General features: G+C 46.4%; 14 protein-coding genes. All 14 read left to right on the forward strand.

Features of this window, described 5'->3' with window-relative positions:
- The first annotated feature begins 488 nt into the window (after positions 1-488).
- Positions 489-3,104, forward strand: a complete 2,616-nt coding sequence (locus AC58U0_RS19000; RefSeq protein ID WP_497380534.1) for a transglutaminase domain-containing protein — start codon at positions 489-491, stop codon at positions 3,102-3,104.
- A 108-nt stretch (positions 3,105-3,212) separates the two neighbouring features.
- Positions 3,213-4,361 (forward strand): GntR family transcriptional regulator, encoded by a 1,149-nt coding sequence (locus tag AC58U0_RS19005; protein ID WP_497380535.1) that lies wholly within the window; start codon positions 3,213-3,215, stop codon positions 4,359-4,361.
- 697 nt (positions 4,362-5,058) lie between these two features.
- Entirely contained in the window at positions 5,059-6,450 is a 1,392-nt protein-coding gene (locus AC58U0_RS19010) for an ABC transporter substrate-binding protein (protein WP_497380536.1), read from the forward strand.
- Positions 6,451-6,524: 74 nt separating this feature from the next.
- Positions 6,525-9,476, forward strand: a complete 2,952-nt coding sequence (locus AC58U0_RS19015; RefSeq protein ID WP_497380537.1) for an extracellular solute-binding protein — start codon at positions 6,525-6,527, stop codon at positions 9,474-9,476.
- 66 nt (positions 9,477-9,542) lie between these two features.
- Positions 9,543-10,466, forward strand: coding sequence for a carbohydrate ABC transporter permease (locus AC58U0_RS19020; protein ID WP_057304329.1), 924 nt, complete (start codon positions 9,543-9,545; stop codon positions 10,464-10,466).
- Between the two features lie 5 nt (positions 10,467-10,471).
- The gene (locus AC58U0_RS19025) at positions 10,472-11,344 is read left to right on the forward strand and encodes a carbohydrate ABC transporter permease (RefSeq protein ID WP_057304328.1); all 873 of its coding nucleotides are present in this window, start codon (positions 10,472-10,474) and stop codon (positions 11,342-11,344) included.
- 15 nt (positions 11,345-11,359) lie between these two features.
- Positions 11,360-13,423 (forward strand): YIP1 family protein, encoded by a 2,064-nt coding sequence (locus AC58U0_RS19030; RefSeq protein WP_497380538.1) that lies wholly within the window; start codon positions 11,360-11,362, stop codon positions 13,421-13,423.
- Positions 13,424-13,496: 73 nt separating this feature from the next.
- A complete protein-coding gene (locus AC58U0_RS19035; protein WP_497380539.1) occupies positions 13,497-16,097 on the forward strand; it encodes a DUF5696 domain-containing protein in 2,601 nt (866 codons plus the stop codon).
- A gap of 1 nt (position 16,098) precedes the next feature.
- The gene (locus tag AC58U0_RS19040) at positions 16,099-16,995 is read left to right on the forward strand and encodes a carbohydrate ABC transporter permease (RefSeq protein WP_497380540.1); all 897 of its coding nucleotides are present in this window, start codon (positions 16,099-16,101) and stop codon (positions 16,993-16,995) included.
- Positions 16,996-17,010: 15 nt separating this feature from the next.
- The gene (locus AC58U0_RS19045; protein WP_497380541.1) at positions 17,011-17,964 is read left to right on the forward strand and encodes a carbohydrate ABC transporter permease; all 954 of its coding nucleotides are present in this window, start codon (positions 17,011-17,013) and stop codon (positions 17,962-17,964) included.
- A gap of 30 nt (positions 17,965-17,994) precedes the next feature.
- Entirely contained in the window at positions 17,995-19,038 is a 1,044-nt protein-coding gene (locus AC58U0_RS19050; protein ID WP_497380542.1) for a family 20 glycosylhydrolase, read from the forward strand.
- Between the two features lie 32 nt (positions 19,039-19,070).
- Positions 19,071-21,839 (forward strand): alpha-mannosidase, encoded by a 2,769-nt coding sequence (locus AC58U0_RS19055; protein WP_497380543.1) that lies wholly within the window; start codon positions 19,071-19,073, stop codon positions 21,837-21,839.
- 694 nt (positions 21,840-22,533) lie between these two features.
- Positions 22,534-23,388 (forward strand): ABC transporter permease, encoded by an 855-nt coding sequence (locus tag AC58U0_RS19060; RefSeq protein ID WP_497380649.1) that lies wholly within the window; start codon positions 22,534-22,536, stop codon positions 23,386-23,388.
- Positions 23,389-23,408: 20 nt separating this feature from the next.
- Entirely contained in the window at positions 23,409-24,281 is an 873-nt protein-coding gene (locus tag AC58U0_RS19065) for a carbohydrate ABC transporter permease (protein WP_497380545.1), read from the forward strand.
- Positions 24,282-24,308 lie beyond the last annotated feature (27 nt).

Genomic DNA, 24,308 nt, shown 5'->3' on the forward strand with positions numbered 1-24,308 from the left:
GGCAGCTTTTTTCGTGTTAAATTATGTTGGGTTAGGGGGTGAGATCGCGTGGAAAACGTGGATTAGCTCGCCTATTGTTGCACGAAATACAACATTACACGGATCAGCACGCGAATGTGTCTTGCGAATAGCCTCCGCAAATCTTGGGCACTCGTTTTCTCGTCTCATGGCGCTGGTCAAGCCCATGCGCGCAAATCCTGGGCGCGTGCTGAGTCGCCCATGGCGTGGTCAACACTCACAATACCAACGAAAGCAGCCTTTTCGTATTATCTGGTAACCAGATATATCTACTTTGCTGCCACTCCCCATCAATAACCACGTCTGAGCTAGCAGTGACACAGATCTCAGCAGAAGTTCCCAAATAAACTTCTGATTGAGTTATAAAAAAATATATTTAAATTAGATATACTATATTGTAATATATATTTCAAAAGATATATCATTATGGATGTGGCACTTATAAAATGAATAAGGGAGTGGGCACAACGATGACGAATGTTTTTTCGTTAGACAGCACTACGATCACGAGAATCGAAGAAAAAATGCGATTTAAACGGGAAGTGGCGCAAGCGAGGGAGAAGGAGCTTTTTGACATTTTTGAGAAGCCTATGAATGAAGAAGAAGCGTGGGCTCTTAAATTTTTATATGCATACATGCCGCTGAATGATTTGGCGGATTATGAGGGATGTCTCTTTTTAAGCCATGTGCGAACTACACTTGAAATCCGTGAAGACGTGCAATGGGGAAGAGGTGTGCCCGATCACGAGTTTCTGCATTTTGTGCTTCCATACCGAGTAAATAATGAAAACATTGAGGACAGCAGGGGATGGTTCTTCGGACAATTAGTTGATCGAGTCAAGAACCTTTCGATGGAACAGGCCATATTAGAAATCAATCACTGGTGCCATGAGAAAGCGACCTATGTCGGATGCGACCCGCGGACGGTTTCCCCGCTGACGATGGTCCGCAATACGCTGGGAAGGTGCGGAGAACAGTCGACTCTATTGGTGGCAGCACTTAGGAGTTTATGTATTCCTGCCCGCCAGTGTTATACACCGCGATGGGCGCATTGCGATTCCAATCATGCTTGGGTGGAGGCGTGGGCCGACGGAAAATGGTATTTTCTTGGCGCATGCGAGCCGGAGCCTCGGCTGAATGAGGGGTGGTTTCGGGGGCCGGCGAAGCGAGCTATGCTCGTCAATACTCGCGTTGCAGCCAACTATCCAGGTCCAGAGGAGCTTACATTAGCACATCCTTGGTACTCTGAAATCAATTTATTGAGCCCTTACGCCCCAAGCAAAAGGATTACGATCAGGGTCAAAGACGAAAAGGGAAATCCTGTGCCTGGGGCTACTGTCATTTTCCAAGTATACAACTATGCTGATTTTTCTCCCATTGCTACTATACCGGCAGACGAGCGAGGGGAAGCTTTCTTAACCGCAGGTCTTGGTGATTTGTTGATTCATTCAGTCTCGGGAAATCTTTGGGGGACGAAAAAGATTAGCGTGAAGGATGCCGATGTGTTCGACATTCAATTGTCCGATAAACTGCCGCAGAATGGGATCAGCGTCTTCGATATGGTTCCCCCGCAGGAACTGCCGGATAGAGCGGAAGACGCTATCACCGAAGCCGAAAAACAAGAGAACAACCGTCGTATTCAGGAGGGCGCAAGCATCAGGAAGAAATATGAAGCTTCATTCGTAGATACCCTTCAGGCTGAAGAAATGGCGAAAAAGTTGTCATTGCCCGCGAGCAGGGTCAGGGACATATTGGAGAAGGCGCGTGGTAACAGTCACGAAATCGCTGCTTTTTTACAAGAATATACGCCGAGATACGGCGAATGGACTTTGAAACTGCTAGAGAGTTTGAACGTTAAAGATTTGACGGATACCATCGGGTCAACGCTTGCAGAGCATCTTATCCAGTCGGCTGTGTTTAAAGAAAAGTTTGATGAAGAAACGTTTATGCATTACATTCTTTGTCCAAGAGTTCATTTTGAAATGATAAGGCCTTACAGGAAATTCTTTCTGGATCAATTCACAGATTCGGAGCAACGAAGTTTTCGGGACGATCCAGTCAAGTTGGTCGGTTGGCTCTCGGAGCACTTTGAGATTATGGAAGATTTGAATTATTATCAGGGAATGGCAACACCTATAGGGAGCTTCCGATTGCAAAAAGGCGACCGTTTGAGTCGCGATATTCTTTTCGTAGCGTTGGCACGAAGCTTAGGGGTCCCTGCGCGTCTTGAACCGAGCGAACGGAGTCCCCAATTTCGGGCTGGTGAGTCGTGGAAGGACGTTGTATTTTTACAACAGGGTGACCAAGAACAGACGGACTTGTCAGCTAACAAGGAAATAGGGAGCATCAGGTTCATTGCAAATGCTGCAGCCGATAATGACTTGGAATATTTCCGTAACTTTTCTTTAGCACGCTTTGAAAATGGCCAGTACAAGACGCTTCAATTCACAGCTGGCAAAAAGGACTTCTATGAGGAGCCGCTTATTGTGAAGCCCGGCAGTTACCGGTTAACGACAGGTACGCGATTGCCAGATGGGACAACTAGGGTGCAATTCGCGATGTTTACTGTATTGCCAGATAGAACAACGGAAATTGTACCGGCTTTTACCAAGGAATCCGTTCAAGCGCCTGTATTGGGATCGGTCGATCCAGATTTGTCTTTCTCATTTTTCAATGGTAAAAGAAGTGAGCTAGGCGAATTGGCTGAACATCGTGGCCTACTTATGGCTTGGATCGATCCGGATCGGGAACCTACGAAGCATTTGATCCGGGAACTCCGAGAGCTTTCTAAGGAGTATGATGATTGGGGCGGCTCCATTTGCCTGGTAGTTGAGGATGATAAAGTGACTGCTGCGTTTCAGCCGAACGCTTATGATGGCTTACCTGCCAAAACAGATTTTGCAAAAGACGTCTCCAGCAAAGGCCTGCAATCCGTGCTGACTGGTATCCAATCGGAGCTTCAATCTAATCTTCCGCTTGTATTTGTGTTGGATCGTGAATGCTGCATCCGGTATCTGTCCGCAGGTTATAAGTTGGGGATCGGTAAAGAGGCGCTGCAAGTTGTAAGGCAGTTGGATGAAGAATAAGTTTGGGCCCAATAAGCATGCTTGATAATTTGGTATATTTAATTTACAATGTTGGTATATATTTTTATATCAAATAGTCTGCGAGATGCATGGACAACTGGAAGTGATGTGTTGGAATTGGATAGTAAACCGCTGTATATGAAAATTTTGAGCGATTTGAAAGAAAAGATTAGATCCGGGGAGTATGTGCCTGAGCAGCAGCTTCCGACCGAAGTAGAGCTTGCGATGCAGTACGGCGTCAGCCGGATTACATCCAAACGGGCCCTGATCGAGTTGGAGCGGGAAGGCATGATCTACCGCAAACGCGGCAGCGGAAGCTACGTAAAATATCCGGAAGATGCCGTTGATACGCCTATTCCAAACGCAACGCACCCCATCATCGCAATGATTTTGCCTTATATGGCTACAAGTGAGCTTGACTATATCAAAGGAGCCCACGATTACTTGGACTCCAAAGGCTATTATTTGAGCATACACAATAGCAACTGGAAAAAAGAAAAAGAAAAAGAGATACTGGCCAAGGTGCCGAAAAGCGGCCTGAGCGGTATCATCGTGTATCCAATTAGCACAATCAGCAACATCGATGTGATCAATGCACTTTATTGGAACGATTATCCGATTGTGACGATCGATCAATATTTCGATAGCTTGCCTATCAGCAGTGTCGTATCCGATAACTTTGAAGGCGGGTATATGACTGCCAAAAGATTGATTGAACTCGGGCACGAACGGATCGCATTTGTTTCCAGCGTCAGCATTGAATACCGCAGTTCTGTTAGGGATAGGTATCTAGGTTATTGCAAAGCATTAAAAGACCATAAGATGTCAATCGATTCGGATCTCGTGCTGACGGATTTCTATCGTGAGTTGAATGGGGCAAACGCCAAAGCATTTTACAAATCGTTGATTTCGAAATTGAGGCATATGAAGGTTACCGCTCTTCAGGTTGAGCATGATCATCTTGCTGTCGAACTGCTCAAAGCCGCCTTGGAAATGGGGATTGGCGTTCCCGAACAGCTATCCATAGCGGGCTTTGACGACCATGAAATAGCCAGGCATGTCGAAGTTCCATTATCTTCGGTCGGCCAAGATTATTACTCGATTGGGCGCCAAGCGGCGGAAATCATCATTCGGAGAATTGAGAACGCCGATACCGAACAATACAAAATTAAGACGCCGGTACGATGGGTAGAACGCGAATCCACGGGGCCACGCCCGAATCCGTATACGACTGAGTTACCAGCCGTACAACTATAAACAACGAACCTTCCCAGGTGTTAGTCATGCCTATGGGAAGGTTTTATATTTATAGCCCGATTTTACGAGGCTAGTGGGTATGGTGGCGAAGCTTGCCTTACTTAGGACAGTTAGCTGCAGATTTTTGCAGCCTAAGGCAAGCATGCTCAAACCCGGACCGCTATCATCCAAGCTTCGGGAACATCATAGAGTGTAAATGAGATTGTGGATATGCATAAGCATTCGGTAAGTGAATATGGTTTCTTGGTGTTTTTTTTGTATTTGTTGGGGGAATGGTGAAATAGCAAGGCAAGCGTCCTGGATTCGCGAAGTTGTTGTACAAAGCACAACTTCACACGTTCAAGTAGGCATTACGTCTTTTGGGGCGCAGCTTGGCTTGCATCAACCAAGGAAGGCATAAGCTCTTTATTGTGCACGGGACAAATTGAGTATAACTAAAGTTATATATTTTAACAAAAGATATATTAACTATTTACAAAGATAGGTCATTTCGCTATAATCTTATTAAAGAACGAGGTTAAAGATATATCTAATTGTGTCGATTCTCCTGAATTAGGAGAATTAAACATCCGTCGAACGATTTTAGTTGGCATACATAACTCGGGTGTTACACAATGGGACTCAACTTGTTCTTGTAAAGAGATCATTTTGTAAGCGTTTTAATTTTTTCAAATCCAAAGGATAGTGAGGGGTTCGAATGAAAGCGTTTAAATTACTTGCAATTCCAGTAGCTCTTACGATGGTCGCAGGTGTAGTTGGTTGTTCTCAAGGTACGGCTAATAAGACATCACCGACCCCACAGCCAACTGCACAAGCAGCAGCGACGCCGCAGCAAAGTACGAAACCGGAAGAAAAGAAAGTTGATTTGAAAGGTCAAAGCATTAAAATTGGTGCCTGGTATGACGGAGCCGACCCAAGAACAGTGAAAGAGAAAGGTCCAGCAGAAGAAGCGCAAATCAAATTAATTGAAGCTGCTGAAAAGAAATACAACTGTAAAATCGAGTTTGTTAAATTCGGAGATTACGACAAATACGTGGAGAATTTCACGACCACTTCGCTTTCTGGACAGCCGTTCGCGGATATCGTTCGATTGGAATTATTCTGGTCGTTCCCGCAGCTTGTGAACAAGGGATTTGTTCAGCCGATCGACCAATGGATCAAAGCATCCGATCCGAAATATATCGATTGGATGAGGGTTGGCGGCAGCTACAATGGCCATCAATACGGATTGGTTGATTCCTCTCCGTCCCCGTACGGTATCTTCTATAATAAAACGTTAGTGCAGAAGCTTGGTTTGGAAGATCCGTATGAACTGCAGCAAAAAGGCCAATGGACTTGGGAGAAATTCCGCGAGTTCTCCAAAAAAGCGACACAGGACACGAATGGTGACGGTAAAACAGACGTATGGGGCATCACAGGAGCTTATGGCAAAGTGAAAGCTTTCACGGAGCAATTGGTTTACACGAACAAAGGGGCCGTGGATAAAGATGCAAGCGGAGCTATCAAGTTCTCTTTGAACAGTGAAAACTCCATCCAAGCGCTGCAATATGCATCTGATTTGTTCAACGTAGATAAATCGATTGAACAGCCGATACCAGAGGATGCAAGCAAAGAGTTTGTAGCGGGCAAAGGCGTTATGTACGCGGGCTTCAGCTGGGAACTCGGTGGTTTGAAGGATAATATGAAGGGCCAAGAACTAGGTTACGTTTTCTTCCCGAAAGGTCCGAAAGCCGACAAATATGTGTCCTACACGCCATTCGGCAACATGTGGATGGTATCCAAGTATTCGAAGAATGCGGAAGTTGCTCTACATATTATGGATGAAATCAGCTTGAACGAAGAAGGCAGAAAGCTTTCCGAGCAATCTTGGCAGCAGTCCTACCCGAACAAAGAGTCCATGGATACTCGTAAGCAAATGAGTAATAACATTAATTACATTTCTTACTATGGAATTCCTGATGGAGAGAAACTGTTCGAAGGTATTGTGAAGGACATTACCGAAGGTAAAGTATCTCCCGCAACAGCGGTAGACAAAGTGAAGCCGCAATTCGAAGCAAAGATCAGCAAACTGCTCGAGGATAGCAAATAAACATACATGATGCCATGCCCCTAATTCCATGCTAGCAGGGATTAGGGGCAAAGTTAAGAAAAGGGGGAAAACCCATGCGCCGAGCATACGCCAAAGTGTTCCTCATATTCGTTTTGTTTTTTGCAACCGGGTTCGTACCGTATCAGTGGCTCGGCGGCGGTTCCCGCCAAATTGCTTCAGCGGAAAAGCGTCCAATAAGCAGCACAGTGCTATCGGCTTTGGCAGATACATATAAAAAAGGCAGCTATGCGGAATATTTGGCCAAGTACAAACAATCGGCGCGCCCAAGCGCTGAAACTGTCATTCCCACCGAACAATTTCGTTCGGCCCAAGGCATGAACGTCTCTGTTTTAGACAATTATCAAGGGGAAAACGGGAAGTCTATTCTGACTTCGGATACGGGGTCCATTGAATGGCAATTTACAGTCGAGCAAGAAGGCATGTACAACATTGGCATCCAATACTACACGGTAAGCGGGAAAGATTCGGATATTGAAAGAGAATTGCGCATTGACGGTTCGGTCCCTTTTGCCGAGGCCAAAAGCATAACGTTTCAACGGATATGGAAAAACGATAAAAATGAGTTCGAGCGTGATGAGCAGGGCAACGATTTGGTTCCATCGCAAGTGGAAGAGCCGATGTGGCAGGCATCGTTATTAAAGGATGCCACTGGATTTAATGAGGATCCTTATCTGTTTTATTTTTCAAAAGGCAAGCACTCTATCATGTTTACTTCGGTAAGAGAACCGCTCATTATTCATTCACTTAATCTTTCAAACTCGGCAACAACGCCTTCGTATGATACTTTGGCGAGCACATATACGCAAAAAGGTTACCAGCTTGCGAAAGATGTGATGCTGCAAGTTCAAGGCGAACGCGCCTTATATAAATCTTCTCCAACACTTTTACCTTATAATGATCGTTCTAGTCCCGCGGTTGAGCCGTATCACGTATCTAAATTGCGGAACAATGCAATGGGCGGGTGGGCATGGCGGCTTCCTGGCCAATGGATCGAATGGGAAGTGGATGTGCCAGGCGACGGATTGTATCAAATAGCGGTGAAAAATCACCAAAACTATTTGCGCGGGATGGCTTCGCTTCGAACGATGTACATCGACGGCAAAATGCCCTTTCAGGAGCTTCAGCATGTCGGCTTTCCTTTCAATAGCGAATGGCAGACGACGGTGATCGGTCAAGATGCTGAGCATCCGTACTTGTTTTATTTCACGAAGGGCAAACACAAAGTCCGGCTCGAGGTGACATTGGGGGATTTGGCTCCGATTCTGAATGCGGTGGAAACGAGCATTTTGGACTTAAATGCGCTTTATCGTAAAATTATTAGCTTTACAGGAACGGTGCCCGATTCGTTCCGGGACTATCAGCTCGAGCAAAGAATTCCCGAGATGGCTGGGGAGTTTCGCAAACAAAGTGATTTGCTCTATAAAATTACGAAGTTGATTCAAGGACAGAATGGAAAGAACGACGAGCGTACCGCAATGTTGAATACGCTGGCTTACCAGCTCAGTGATATGGCAGATAGACCGGATACGGTGCCATCCCGGATTGATCAGTTCAAAACCAATGTAGGGGGACTCGGAGCGTGGCTGCTTTCGGTGAATGAACAACCGCTCGCCATCGATTATCTGACGCTAAGCTCGCCGAAAGCTAAGCTGCCGAATCCGGAAGCGACTGCGTGGCAGAAATTCAAAAGCAGTTCAGGAGCTTTCATTGCTTCCTTCTTTGAGAATTACGATCAGTTATCGAACGCAAAAGAGGGAGCCGATTCGGTTTCGGTATGGGTAACCTCAGCACGTGACCAAGCGCAGACCATCAAGAAATTAATTGACGAAACCTTCACACCAAAGACAGGAATAAAAATCAATTTGAAGTTGGTATCAGCAGATATTTTGCTGCCTTCTACGGTAGCAGGTAAAGGTCCGGACGTAGCGCTGCAAGCTCCCAACGATTTGCCTGTCAATTATGCAAGCCGCAACGCGATGCAGGATCTATCGGTGTTTCCAGATTTCAATAGCGTAAAATCACGCTTTAGCGAGAGTTCGATGGTTCCGTATGAGTTTTCAGGAAGCTATTACGCGCTGCCGGAAACGCAAACCTTCCCAGTTCTCTTTTATCGGAAAGATATATTGGAAGATGAACTGAAGATGAAGCCTCCGCAAACGTGGGAGGACGTCTACGATTTACTGCCTACCCTGCAGAAGCATAACTTGCAGTTCGGACTTCCGCAAAAACCGCTCAACACCTTCGGTAATGACTTGGAAACCAGGGATATCATTACGCTTCCGCCGAATCCGGCTTTAGCCATGTTTTTATACCAGCATGATGGACAGTTTTATAAAAAAGATGGAACATCCAGCGGTCTTGATTCGGAAACGGCGATCAAGGAGTTCAAACAATGGACCGATTTTTACGTGAATTATAAAATTCCGATCGCAGCGGACTTCGCTAACCGTTTCCGTACAGGCGAAATGCCAATTGGCATCGCCGACTACACAATGTACAACAAGTTGTCTGTCTTTGCCCCGGAAATTAAAGGGTTGTGGGAGTTTGCACCCGTTCCTGGTACGAAAAAGCCGGATGGATCCCTTCGTCGCGATGTCGGCAGTGGAGGATCGGGCGTTGTCATGTTCAAACGCACGAAAAACAAAGCTGCGGCGTGGAAGTTTATGGAATGGTGGACCAGCAAAGAGACCCAAATCGCGTTTGGACGTCAAATGGAAATTCGCATGGGATCTTCGGCTAGGTATCCGACGGCCAACATGGAAGCTTTAGCCGCTCTGCCTTGGCCTTCCAGAGATTTCGACAGATTGAAAGAGCAGATGAAATGGGTGAAAGGGATACCCGAGGTCCCGGGAGGTTATTTGACGGGACGCAACATTGATAACGCATTTCGTAGAGTCGTCGTTCAAGGCGATGATCCACGCGAAACGATGGATTATTACGTTCGTTATATCAACGACGAAATAGCTTTAAAACGGAAAGAGTTTAATCTTCCCTACGAGAAATGAGGGGGCGCCATGAAACAACAGCCTGCAGTGAACCCTAGCTTGCCACGTGATACTGGAACAACCGTGATGAAATCCAACTCGGCGTTCCGAGGTAAAATCGGCCGACTGGGCAGTGATGTCAAAAAACATAAGCATGCCTATATGTTAATAGCGCCATATTTTCTTATTTTCCTTACATTTACGGTATTTCCCGTATTAATGTCCGTCTGTTTAAGCTTCACGAGCTACAATATGCTGGAACCGCCTAAATGGGTTGGCTGGCAAAATTTCGCCAGACTGTTCGTACAGGATGACATCTTTTTGATCGCACTCAAAAATACGCTCCTGTTTGCATTAATTACCGGGCCGATCAGCTACATGGCTTGCTTCCTGTTCGCTTGGCTGATCAATGAGCTGCGGCCTAAGCTGCGCGCTGTGCTCACGCTAATCCTGTATGCACCTTCGATTTCAGGTAACACGTACTTGATCTGGCAGACTTTATTTGCCAGCGATTCATACGGATATGCCAATTCATTTCTGATCAAATGGGGGATGATCCTGGAGCCGATCCAGTGGCTGCAGGATCCAAGATTCGTTCTTGCGATTCTGATCCTCGTACAGCTGTGGCTCAGTTTAGGAACATCTTTTCTAGCCTTTATCGCTGGTCTGCAAAATGTAGATCGCACGCTGTATGAAGCCGGTGCCATCGATGGCGTGCGTAACCGTTGGCAGGAGCTATGGTTTATTACGCTGCCAGCCATGCGGCCACAGCTGCTGTTCGGCGCGGTTATTCAAATCACACTCGCTTTCTCTGTGGCTGAAATTTCTATCTACATGATTGGCTTCCCGAGTGTTGATTACGCTGCACATACGATTGTGACCCACTTAGTCGACTATGGTTCGATCCGTTTCGAGATGGGGTACGCCTCGGCAATCGCGACCGTCTTGTTTACCATCATGTTTGCAACAAACCTCTTGACGCGTAAGCTGCTAGGAAAAGTGGGTGAATGACCGGAATGAAGCTGACATTAAAGATGCCAAAGCGTTTGAACCGTTCTTGGGCGGTTGATATTTTACTGTTCCTGCTGCTTGGCGGCATAGCCTTCTTTATGGCACTGCCGCTGATTTTTACCATTAGCAATGCGTTTAAACCGATCGATGAAATATTCGTGTTTCCACCCAAGCTATTAGTGCGAAATCCGACATTCAAAAACTTTACAGATTTGGCGAACATTTTTTCCGATTCATGGGTGCCATTCTCGCGTTATGTGTTCAATACATTCTTAATTGCCATTGTCGGCACAGTGGGGCATGTCATCATCGCATCCGCCGCTGCTTATCCGTTGGCCAAAATCAGATTCCCAGGCAGGAACATCCTGTTCAATTTGGTCGTTATGTCGCTTATGTTTACGGCGTATGTCACACAGGTACCAAACTACATGACCATTTCTTGGCTTCATCTCATTAATACCTATTGGGCGATCATCTTGCCGTCCTTCGGCATGACACTCGGCTTGTATCTGATGAAACAGTTTATGGAGCAAGTCCCAGACTCTCTTCTGGAAGCAGCGAAAATCGATGGAGCCAGCGAATACCGGATTTTTTGGCAGATCGTCATGCCGATCGTTAAGCCTGCGTGGCTGACGCTGGTCATTTTTTCGCTGCAAAATTTGTGGACGAATGGTTCCGTGACGAGCCATAAATATATTTACAGTGAGCAGTTGAAGACCGTTGATTACGTGTTCGGGCAAATAGCAAGCGGTGGATTGGTGCGGACGGGACCGGTCTCAGCCGTTACCCTGCTAATGATGGCCGTGCCTATAACCGTGTTTATCGTGACACAAAGCAACATCATCCAAACCATGTCCACTTCTGGTCTGAAAGAGTAAACAGGGGGGAGCCACTTGAAAAGAATACTTATCATGATGTTCGCCGTTGTGCTTTTCATCGGTATGGCCGCTCCTGTATATGCCGCACCTAACAACGATACGTACAATTACAATTTTTGGGGACAAAGCGTCCCGGCTCCGAGTCCTTATGAGCTGGGGCAGGTCATGTATGGAACAGACTGGAAAACGGGCAATCTGTCGTCACCCCAGGATCTATTCATCGGCAGTGATCGCCGAATCTACATTGCGGACACCGGAAATGATCGAATCGTCGTATTGAATGATCAGTTTCGGGAAGTTCAGGTTATTTCCGGGTTCGAAAATAACGGAAGCAAGGAAACGTTCAGCAAGCCGGAAGGCGTGTTCTACAACGGAACCGACGGTCATCTTCTTATCGCGGATACGCAAAACAGAAGGCTGGTAGAATTGAACAGTCAGGGAGCGTTGGTACGTGTAATGGGGGAGCCGAAGTCTTCCCTGCTGCGCGAAGGGTTCCAATACATGCCAACCAAGCTGGTTGTCGACAAAGCGCAGCGGATCTATGTCATCAGTCGCGGATCCTATGAAGGAATCATGGAATTTGATACCGATGGTGAATTCAACGGGTTTATCGGTACGAATCGCGTGAAGTTCAATCCCGTTGATTTGTTCTGGAAGCGGATTTCGACGAAAGCGCAGCGCGAGCAAATGCAGCTGTTCATTCCGCTTGAATTTAATAATTTGGACATTGATGAAGATGGTTTTATTTATACGACCACTTCAGAGGAAAAATCGGATCGTCCGATCAAACGGCTGAACCCGTCTGGTGTGGATATTTTAAGGGATAAAGGATATTTCCCGCCTAAAGGGGATATTCGTACGCTAGAAGTTGGCAGCGCGCCTGGAAGCTCCATCTTCATCGATATTGCCAAGGATGAAGGCGGCATGTACAGTGCTATGGATTTGAAAAGGGGCCGCATTTTCACTTATGACAAAGACGGCAATCTGCTGTACGAATTCGGCGGACTTGGCAGCGAAAAGGGGAAATTCCGCACGCCTTCGGCGATTGCGATGCTCGGGGACAAGGTGCTGGTGCTCGATAAAGACAACAACCGTTTGTCTGTCTTCCAGCCTACACGTTACGGAAGCCTGATACGCGAAGCAGTAAAATCGCTCTACAATGGGAAAACAGATGCCTCTACCGCTTCATGGCGGCAAGTGCTTCAAATGAATGGAAACTTTGAGGTGGCTTACATCGGGATCGGTAAATCGTTATTGAAAAATGGCGACAACCGCGGGGCGATGAGCTATTTCAAATTGGGAAATAACCGTGACTATTATTCCGAAGCTTTCAAACGGTACCGGAAAGAAGTCGTATTCGCGCATTTCGGCACCATCGTACTAGGCTTTGCGCTTGTCTTCGGTCTTGGTTATACAGCTGTGAAGCTTGCTGGCAGAAGAATGCGTGGTAAGCATTACACGGAAATCGGTGTGTTGAAAAATCCTTTTTATACGATGGTGCATCCGTTCAACGGATTTTGGGAGATGAAGTACGAACAAAAAGGCAGGTTGAAGGTTGTTGTCATCTGCTTACTCCTCCTCGTGCTCTTCACCATTTTGAAACGACAGTACAGCGGGTTTGTCGTAAATATGAACAATCCGCTCGAGCTGAACAGTCTCAATGAGCTGAAATTTATCGTTCTTCCGTTTCTGCTTTGGTGTATGGCGAATTGGTCTTTGACCACTTTGATGGATGGGGAAGGCAAGTTTAAAGAAATCGTAATGGCAACTGGCTATGCGCTGATGCCGCTCATCCTGATCTATCTCCCGCAGACGCTTTACAGCAATGTGATTACGGGAAGCGAAAGCACGTTTTATTATTTGCTCGATGCGATTGCCTACATCTGGTTCATCTGGCTGCTGTTTGTAGGCACCATGACGGTTCATCAATATTCAGCTTCCAAAACGGTGGTCACCATGATTCTGACGCTTGTTGTTATTGGTATCATCATCTTCCTTGGGGTATTGTTCTTCAGCATGCTGCAGCAAATGATCAATTTCATTACATCCATTTACCGCGAACTCTCATTCAGATTTTAGCGGCACGATAGGTTTACTAAGATTAAGTTTACGAAGAAAGTTTTCCTTCGGAAAACGCTAAGGAGGGATGAAGGTGTCCAGCAAGATGAAAATATCCCTTGGCATCCTGAGCGCCGGTTTGGTGGCCTGCAGTCTGATCGTGATCTACTCGCAGGATCAATCCGTAAGCATGGCGGAAGCTCAATCCCAGGTCAAATCAATTCTTCCGGATCAAGCAGGTAAGGGAAATCCCGTAACTGCCGCAAGCGCGGAGGTTCGTGCTGCAAGTGGAACGGTTGCTGTATCGTCCAATACAGCGGAGGAACTGAGGGCTCTTCAAGCCATGGAGCTAGTGGCCCAGAATGAAATTCTGATGCTCTACGTCAAACGCGAGACGGCCGAGATTGCGGTCAAGGACAAAAGAGACGGCTATATCTGGTTTTCTAATCCAGTGGATCGAGAAAAAGATCCTAAAGCTTCTCCTTTGTATAAATCAGAACTATCGTCCCAATTGTTAGTTACCTACTACAACGAAAAAGGGCAGCTTAATACGTTCAATAGTTACGACGATAGCGTAAAAAAGAAGCAATTTAAAATCAGCAGCGTGGACAAAGGTATCAAAATCGTATACCAGCTCGGAAATATTCCGAAAGATTACGGCAATATTCCTAAGGTAATTGGTAAACAGCGGTTCGAGGAGCGTATTCTGGGGAAGCTGACGGACAAGGACACCCGTGAGGATGTCGCTTTCAAATTCCGATTGGACGAACAAAAGCAAGTATATGAAGTTCGGAAGCTGCAGGATTTTGTAGCGGAGGAGCTGTCCAAAAAACTAGAAGCAATCGGTTATACGAATGAAGAAGCCGCTAAGGACAATAAGGACAATGGGGCGGGAGGCAGCGCACAAGAGGAAGGTCCGAGGTTTACAGTACCGCTCGAGATCACCTTAGACGGAGAGCATCTTGTTGTGAAGACAGCTGGCAAGGAGCTTCAATATACGAATGCTTATCCGATTGCCATGCTGCAGCTGCTCAAATATTTCGGGGCTGCCGATGATAAAAAGGACGGTTACATGTTCGTCCCTGACGGGTCTGGCGCATTGATCCATTTGAATAACAACAAAAAGAATGCGGAGGCGTACAATCTTCCGGTCTACGGTTCAGATGGCACTTACGACGTCAAAGAAAAGATTCAAACGAACGAGACCACGAGACTGCCCGTCTTCGGCATAAAACAGAACGATCACGCTATGCTCGGTATAATTGAAGGCGGAGATGCGTTGGCCAATATCACGGCAGACATCTCCGGCAGAAACGATTCTTACAACACAGTTGGCGGGAAGTTTAGAGTCATGGATATGGACTTCTATACGTTAACGTCAGGAACCAAAAAGAGCTCCGTACCGATGTTCGGGCAAAAGCCGTTTCAAGGGGATTATCAGATTCGCTATGACTTTTTGTCCGGACCATCCTCTGACTACACGGCTATGGCTGGCAAGTATAGAGAGTATTTGGTGAATAAACATGGTCTGAAAAAGCTGGAGCCTGCTAAGGCAAGTCCTTTCCTGCTTGAGGTGGAGGGAGCATTCCAGAAACAAGCATCTTTTGTCGGTGTTCCGTATCAATCAACGGAAGCGCTGACTACCTTTGATGAAACGCAGTCGATGTTAACAGCTTTGAAAGAAAAAGGAGTCAAGGATATCGGGCTCCGCTATGTCGGCTGGTTTAATGACGGGATTCGGCATACGTCTCCATCGAACGTTGATGTGGTTAGTGAGTTAGGTGGTAAGAAGGGACTCAGCAAGCTAATCGATTATGTATCAAAGGAGAACATCCATCTATTCCCGGATGTAGCTTTTCTTGAAAAATATAAAGGAGCTTCAGACGCAGCTTCCTTTTTAGACAGACAGAAGGCCAAAATTTACAAGTATGACCCTGTCATGTATGTCAAAGATTCATCGAAATTTTCACATTACTTATTATCGCCGTCTGCGCTGGCAAAAACAGTGGACGGATTTGTCTCCGATTATGCGAAGTTTGGCCTTACAGGCTTGTCTCTTAGGGATTTAGGGAATGAAGTGAATTCAGACTTTAGCCCAGATCATCCGATTAACCGGCAGGATGCGCTAAACATTGCCGCTCTCGAAACCGAGAAGCTGAAGCAGCGAGCCAATAACCTCATGGTGAATGGCGGCAATGCCTACAGCTTGCCGTACGCCAATATTATTGTGAATGCTCCGACCAAAAGCAGTCGCCTGAATCTGACCGACGAAGACGTACCCTTTTATCAAATCGCGCTTCACGGTTTTTATGATCTCGCCGGAGAGCCGTTTAATATGCAGAGCGTAACCGATTCACGCGTTTCCCTGCTGAAAGCGCTGGAGACTGGCTCGGATATTTATTACCAGTGGTACTATAGCGATTCATCTGCGGTTAAGGATTCGGATTATAACGAGTTTTATGCGCTGCATTACAGGGATTGGCTGGATCAAGCAGCTGGTTTCTACAAAGAGGCTGGCACTGTGCTGAATGAGGTCAGGCCATATGTCATTACGGATCATCGTAAATTGGCAGAAGGTGTAGTTCAAACGACCTTCGAGAATGGGAAGAAGTTTATTATCAATTACAACAGCGCTGCGGTACAGGTGAATGATAAACAACTAGAGGCCAAGAGCTACTGGGTAGGAGGTGAGTGATTTGCGGAAAAAAAGATTATCGTTGGAACAGACGAAAGCGTGGTACGGCGTTTTGTTCGTATCTCCCCTCATCCTGGGGATGGTCATGCTTTTTCTGCTGCCGCTCATTCAATCGTTCCGGTTCAGTTTAAGTTCCATACAAATGGTAGAAGGCGGCTTTGCCGTACTGCCAAAAGGAATTAGCAACTACACCAGCTTATTTACCTCCAATCCGGATTATCCCCGATTATTGGCGGAAGGTGTCGTCAATATGGTTGTGAATGTGCCGATCATCATTATTTTCAGCTTGTTCGCTGCCGTTCTGTTGAATCAAAAATTCAAAGGGCGCGCCCTTGCGCGCGCGATCTTCTTTTTGCCGGTCATTCTGGCGTCGAGCGCCCTTGCTAATCTAGATATCAGCAGTTTCGTTGGAGGTTCTGCTCTCAGTGGAAGCGGGAGCGGAGACGGTTCTAATATGCTGCAAAGCTTTGAACTCAAAAAAATGCTGCTGGATTCGGGCATTGCTCCTATCATAGTCAATTACATCACTGGAGCGGTAGATCGAATTTATGAAATTATCAGTTCTTCTGGTGTACAAATTTTGATTTTCTTGGCAGGGCTTCAATCGATCTCCCCTTCCTTGTACGAGGCATCCAAAATCGAAGGGGCAACGGGATACGAGATTTTCTGGAAAGTGACGTTTCCGATGATGTCCCCGCTCATATTAACGAACCTGGTCTATTCCATTATTGATTCCTTCAGCAGAAATAAAATCAATACGCTCATTTCGCAAACGGCGTTCAAAACCTTTGATTTCGGTTTAAGTGCGGCAATGTCCTGGGTGTACTTCATTGTTGTGGCTATCATCCTTGTCATCTCCACTGCGCTTGTCTCAAGAAAAGTATTTTATTACGACTGATGGAGGGATAGGACTATGAAATCGCAGGCTGTACGTATGGACGGATGGATTAGCAGGCGCAATCCGCTGGAGAAGGCAAAAAATTGGACATGGCAGATCATACGCGCCATCTTGGTGCTTGGCTTTTGTTATATTATTTTGTTTCCCATATTTTTAAGACTATCGGTTGCCTTTCGTGACAGAATCGACATTTATGATCCAACTGTGCTGTGGATTCCCCGGCATTTTACACTCGAAAATTTAGAGATAGCAATCTCAGCAACAAACTATTTGTCAGCTTTGTGGAACACGTTCCTTATCTCGTCTACGACAACGTTGATTCAGGTTTGTTCTTGCGCGTTGGCGGGATACGCTTTTGCGAGATTGAAATTTAAAGGCAGCGGGCTGTTGTTTGGTCTGGTCATTTTCACCATCGTCGTGCCTCCTCAAACGATCATGATTCCGCTCTATTTAACATACCGGTATTTTGATCTTTTCGGATTAGTCGGGCTATTTTCAGGGAAGAGCAGTATCAATCTGATCGACACGTTCTGGCCGTTTCTTATCTCTTCTGCCACAGCAATGGGGCTGAAAAACGGGCTTTATATTTATATTTTCCGTCAGTTTTTCCGGGGGATTCCCAAGGAAATCGAAGAAGCCGCCCTCGCGGACGGAGCGGGAATTTTCAAAACCTTTTACCGAATTATGCTGCCTAACGCCATTCCTGCCGTTGTCACTGTCGTTTTGTTCTCGTTTGTATGGCAGTGGAACGATAGCTATTATGTATCGCTGTTTTTGAGTAAAGTGAAGGTGCTTTCGACACAGCTGACGGATATGGGGCCAGCTCTAGGCAAAGAGCCAGATCCGGTATACCAGTCTATGCTGCTCAACACAGGCGTACTGCTGATGATGGGACCTTTGATTGCGTTGTATTTGTTCGTTCAGCGTTATTTCGTGGAAAGCGTGGAACGTACCGGTTTAGTAGGTTAATAAAGATAAAGACAGGGTGGAGGAGAAACTGTGAATAAAGATGGATGGCAGCTGAAAGGATTCCATATGCGCTTCGGATCGCATGAGGATGTTGGGAATTTAAAGCGAGTGATCGAGGAAGCGTTAGCGCCTATGGGTGTAAATGTATTGATGCTAGAATGCAACACTTCGTTTCAGTTTCAATCTCATCCGGAAGTATCGGGTGGCAGCTTGACGAAGGAAGATGCGAGAGAGTTATCCGCCTTATGTAAGCGGCACGGCATCCGATTGATCCCTTTGTTTGATTGTTTGGGCCATCAAGGTTGGGGCGGAGGACGGAATTCGCTTCTGCGCGCATATCCGGAATTCGACGAAACCCCGCATGTGCCAGAGGATGCCAAGTGGCCAGAGTTTTATTGCCCGAGCTGGTGCCCTTCTCATCCGGACATTAATCCGCTCGTGTTCGATCTGATGGATGAGCTGATCGATGCTTTCGAAGCGGATGCGCTGCACGTCGGTATGGACGAAGTGTTCGCCATAGCGGATGATGGGTGCCCACGGTGTCGTGGGAAAAATAAGGCGGAACTGTTTGCAAAAGCGACGAATGATTATTACGAGCATTTGGTTCGCAAACGGAAGGTACAGATGCTCATGTGGGCGGACCGGTTGATTGACGCCAAGGGCATGGGGTATACAGAGTGGGACGGTGACATTTACGGCATTTGGCCGGCCGTGGATCTTATTCCGAAGGATATTATATTGTGTGATTGGCACTACGATAAATTGGATGCTTATCCATCCGTCGGGCATTTGCTCGATAAAGGATTTGAAGTGTGGCCCAGCTGCTGGAAAACACCGGAAGCGGCCCTTGATCTGCTCGAGCAGTCCATACGCCAAGCGGAAGAGCGGGGGGCGGTTGACCGCATGCCTGGCATGCTGGTGACCGGCTGGAATGCCAATGGTGCCAAACTGGTGACGGCGCTGCTGGGAGATGGTGACTTAGGCGAAGATACGGGCGATATTAAGGGCATTGCAGCTACGCTGAAGACGGTCATGGAGGAGCTCCGACTACGAACAGAGCATCTCGAAGCATAGAGATGATATTACATAGAAATGGAGACAACGCCATGACACAGTCCAAAACCGTACATATCATTTCGCATACACATTGGGACAGGGAATGGTATTTGCCCTATGAAAAGCATCACGTTTTGTTGATCAAGTTAATGGATACGCTAATTCAAACTCTCAGGAAAGATGACGGATACCGCAGCTTTCATCTGGACGGTCAAACGATTATCTTAGAGGATTACTTGCAGATACGCCCGGAAATGAAGGAGACGCTAGAGCAATTGATTCGCGGAGGGCGCATCCACATTGGCCCGTGGTATGTACTGCAGGATGAATTTTTAACGAGCAGCGAGGCAAATGTACGTAATTTGCTAATCGGCCACCGCGATGCTAAAGCTTATGGCGTCATTTCGAAGTTGGGTTATTTTCCGGATTCCTTCGGCAACATGGGGCAGGCGCCGCAGCTGCTGCGGCAAGCAGACATTGAGAACGCTGTGTTCGGACGCGGTGTGAAGCCGACGGGATTTAACAACGAAGTATCGGAATCTCAGGCTTATGAGTCACCGTATTCGGAGATGTTTTGGGAAGCGCCTGACGGCTCCAAGGTGTTGGGTATTTTATTTGCTAATTGGTACAGTAACGGGAATGAGATCCCTGTGAATCCAGAAGCGGCATCCAAGTATTGGGATCGAAAGCTAGCAGAGGTATCCCAATATGCTTCTACGCCTCATTGGTTGTTCATGAATGGGTGCGATCATCAGCCTGTACAGACTGATCTGATGGATGCTATCGGGACAGCTGAGAAGCTGTACCCAGACATTCGGTTCATCCACTCCAATTTTGAAGATTATTTAAGTGAAGTGAACCGGACGATCCCGAGTGACCTATCCGTCATTCGCGGAGAGCTTCGAAGCCAGCATACCGACGGCTGGTCTACGCTTGTAAATACGGCATCTTCACGAGTTTATATCAAGCAAAGAAATCAAGAAGGCCAGACACTCTTGGAAAAGGTGGCGGAGCCTTTGGCTGCCTTTGCTTATCAAGCAGGATGCCCTTACCCCCATCATCTGTTTACCTATGCCTGGAAAACATTAATGCAGAACCATCCGCATGACAGCATTTGCGGGTGCAGTGTCGATGAAGTGCATGCCGAAATGATGACGCGTTTTGAGAAAAGCAAGCATGTGGCCGAATCTATCGCCCACGATAGCCTGACTTGGTTGGCAGAACGGGTGGATACGTCTGTGTTTTCAGATTACGGCAAAGAGGCGACGCCTTTTCTGGTGACGAATACGACAGGGTGGGAACGCAGTGGCACCGTTACTGTGCAGCTGGAATTAAACAGGATCTACTTCCGTGATGGCAGGGATTTTCGGGATATGAGACAGGACGTAAAGATGAAGAGCTTGGACGATGTTGTGTTGGTTGATGTGGAGGGTAAACCTATTCCTTTTGGATTAGAGGATATGGGCATTCACTTTGGGTATGATTTACCTGACGACAAGTTCAGGCAGCCATATTTCGCACGTGCCGTCCGTGTGACCTTCGAAGCGGCTAATGTGCCTGCTTTGGGGTACAAAACGTATGCATTGACCCATGATACCTCATTAAAAAGGCTTCTTCTTTCGCCGACTTCTTTAATCGTTGGTACACACGCGATGGAAAACGAATATTTGAGTGTCCAAATCGCTGAAGACGGCTCGCTCACGGTAACGGAGAAGCTTGAGGGAACGGTCTACAAAGGCTTGGGCGTATATGAAAATACGGGAGATATCGGCAATGAGTATATGTATCGCCAAGCTTGCGGAGACACGGCTGTGACTACGCGTGGTATACCGGCATCTATTCGTATTCAGGAAGATACGCCTTACCGAGCTAGCATAGAGATCATTCATGAGTTGGAAATACCGGCATCTGCAGAGGAATTGCTGGAAATGGAAAGGAAGGAACTGGTCTGGTTTACTGGGCGCAAATCGGCGCGATCTGATGCAAAGATTGTTTTGAAAATCACGACCGTAGTATCCTTGGATAAAGACGGAAAACGCGTTGATATTGCGTCAACCTTTAACAATCAAGCCAAAGATCACCGTTTGCGGATGCTGTTTTCTACTGGATTAGAAGCAGAGACCCATTTTGCTGATTCCATCTTTGAAGTGCCGGAGAGGAGCAATACAACGACAGCTGAATGGAAAAATCCGAGCAACTGCCAACACCAGCAAGCATTCGTAACCGTGGCGGGGACGCGGCAGGGGCTTACTATTGCCAACCGCGGTTTGAACGAATACGAAATCGTTCGAGAAGATAGCGGCCAAACCATCGCAGTCACACTGCTTCGAGCTGTAGGGGAATTAGGCGACTGGGGCTACTTCCCAACGCCAGAAGCACAGTGTCTCGGCGAACACACCGTGCACCTATCCGTTATCCCTTATGCGGTGCCTGTCGAGACGGCTGATGAAGATCCGTTAGTTCATGGCTCCGGTGCCATACAGGCTGCCCATCAATATCAAATACCTTGGTCCGTAAGGCAAACTGAGGTTCATCACGGAGAACTGCCGCCGACTTACGCTTTTGGGGGCTGGGAAGGTCAAGCTATGGTCTTCTCCGCAATGAAAGTTTCCGAGGAGACAGGGGATATGATTGCGCGTTGGTATAACATCTCTGCACAGGAGAGAGTTCTGAAGATAGACCTCCCAGAGAAGTTCCATAATGCGTATAAGAGTGATATTCTGGAACGGCGTTTGGATCGTCTGCAGCAGGAGGGATCGGAGCGATTGTCCGTATCCGTTCGTCCAGCAGAAATCGTTACGATTAGTTTTGAACGATAAAGTAAAAGAAAAAAGACTGTTTCAGAAGCGGATGCCAAGTCCGTATATGAAATAGTCTTTTTTTAATGGATAAGAATTTATATGTTTTAGGCTTTGGAGTAATCTATGCAGTACATTATGCGGATAAGGCAACTGAAGTAGCTTATTTGTCTTAATGACCCGGCTATGATTGCATAAGCAAGCTAGGCTTTCTTATTGTTGGCTAATACACCCTGGAAGTCTCGCTTATCAGCTAATAAGCATGCGCTGTGGTCTTATTTGACGAGATGCTCTGATATTAGAATGAATAAGCAAGGTAAGCTTGCTTATTCATTTCTAGCTAAACTGCTATTCGTAGAAGGCGTGGGTTGTGCAAGGCAGCTTGTAAGAGCGAATGCGAGTTGTACCGGAAGCAGGTCGATTTACTATATTTTCCCAGTGTTTTGTTTTCTGGTTTTTGGGAAAATGATTAAGCCCATTTGTTCCGAAATGGCGACGACACATACCCAATGAATTTATAGATTTTCCTATAATTTTTTAAGGGTTTTTTGAATCAAAACTTTTATGATAGGTATATTACATTGAAGTAAGGAGTGAAGCAGCCTTGAACGGAAATATCAATGAAGCTCCTAGACTCCCCCTAACGACAAGTGAGCAAAAAGCTTTGCAGCTGAGACGAAGAAGAAGATTGAAACAAAACATTCCGCTTTTTATCATGCTTTTCCCTGTCATTGCTTACTACATTTTGTTCAAATACTGGCCTATGGGCGGACTTGTGATCGCTTTCAAAAATTATAATTTTGCTGATGGTATTTTGCACAGTCCATGGGTTGGCCTGAAAAATTTTAAAGTTTTATTTTCCAGCGCCAGTACGATCCAGATTATATGGAACACCTTTTGGCTCAGCTTTTTGAATTTGCTTGTCGGGTTCCCGGTACCTATCTTCCTCGCCATTCTGCTTAATGAAGTGAGGAAGACATGGTTCAAGAAATGGGTTCAAACGATCGTCTATTTGCCGCATTTTTTCTCTTGGGTCATCGTCGGAGGTCTCGTGTTATCCCTATTTGCAACGGATTACGGTTCGATCAACAAGGTACTCAAGCTATTCAATATTGAACCTATAACCTTTCTTTACGAGTCAAAATCCTGGGTTGCTGTATTCGTTGGTTCAGGGGTTTGGAAGGAGATGGGGTTTAGCACAATTATTTATTTGGCCGCTCTCACGAACATAGATCCTGCCCTTTACGAGTCAGCAGGTATGGACGGCGCTTCGAAGTGGCGGCAAATTTGGCACATTACGATTCCAGGCATTCGTCACACGATCATCCTGCTGCTCATTTTGGCTATGGGTCAATTGATGGAGGTCGGCTTTGATCAGATATATAACCTTCAGAATTCAGCAGTTGCTGACGTGTCAGAGGTCATAAGTACTTATATTTATAAAATAGGTTTGGGAAATGCGCAATTTAGCGTAACTACGGCGATGGGGCTGTTCGAATCCGTCATTGGCTGTGCGCTCGTACTGGTAGCTAACAGGATCGCCCGCAAATTCGACCAAGCTTTATTCTGATAACGAGGAGGGGCGTCCGCATGAAAGCGACAAAAGGTGAAAGAATTTTCTACGCTGTCAATTATTTTATGCTCGCGGCAATTGCCTTAACCTGTATACTGCCATTTATTCATATCATAGCGCTATCGATGAGTGAGCGTTCGGCCGTAGATTCGGGACATGTTTACTTCTGGCCGGTAGGCTTGGATTTTACGGCATATAAGGTTTTCTTCCTAACAACTCCGGCTCTCTCAGGATTTAAAAATAGCATTATCATTACGCTTGTCGGTGTTGCACTTAGTATGGCGGGGACGGTATTAGCGGCCTATCCGTTGTCGAGAAGCTATTTGATAGGACGACGCAAGTTTGTGCTTGCCATGGTGTTTACGATGTTGTTCTCAGGAGGGTTGATCCCTACTTATCTCGTCGTAAAGAACCTGTCTTTAATCGACTCCTATTGGTCTCTGTGGCTCACAGGGTTTATCAGTACCTACAATATGCTGCTCATGAAAAGTTACTTTGAGAATATTCCTCATGAAGTGGAAGAAGCAGCGCGAATTGACGGATGCAGCGACGTATCTCTCCTCATTCGAATCATATTGCCGCTATCGCTTCCGATGCTGGCCACTTTAGCCCTGTTCTATGGGATTAACTATTGGAATGCATTTATGAGCGTTCTGATGTACATCAATAAGAGTGACATGCAGAATTTGACGGTCATTGTCCAAGCGATGCTGCAAAAAAACGATATCCTGAATTCACCTTCCCTGGCACCAGAGGAGCAGCTAATGGTTGCTACTGAAATGGTCAAATCTGTCGGTGTTGTCGTTATGGTGGTTCCGATGCTGATCGTTTATCCGTTTCTGCAAAAATATTTTGTCAAAGGCGTTATGCTTGGTTCTGTTAAGGGTTAAACCAAATGGTGCTCTACGTTTACCAAA

This window comes from Paenibacillus sp. J31P190 (assembly GCF_059692075.1).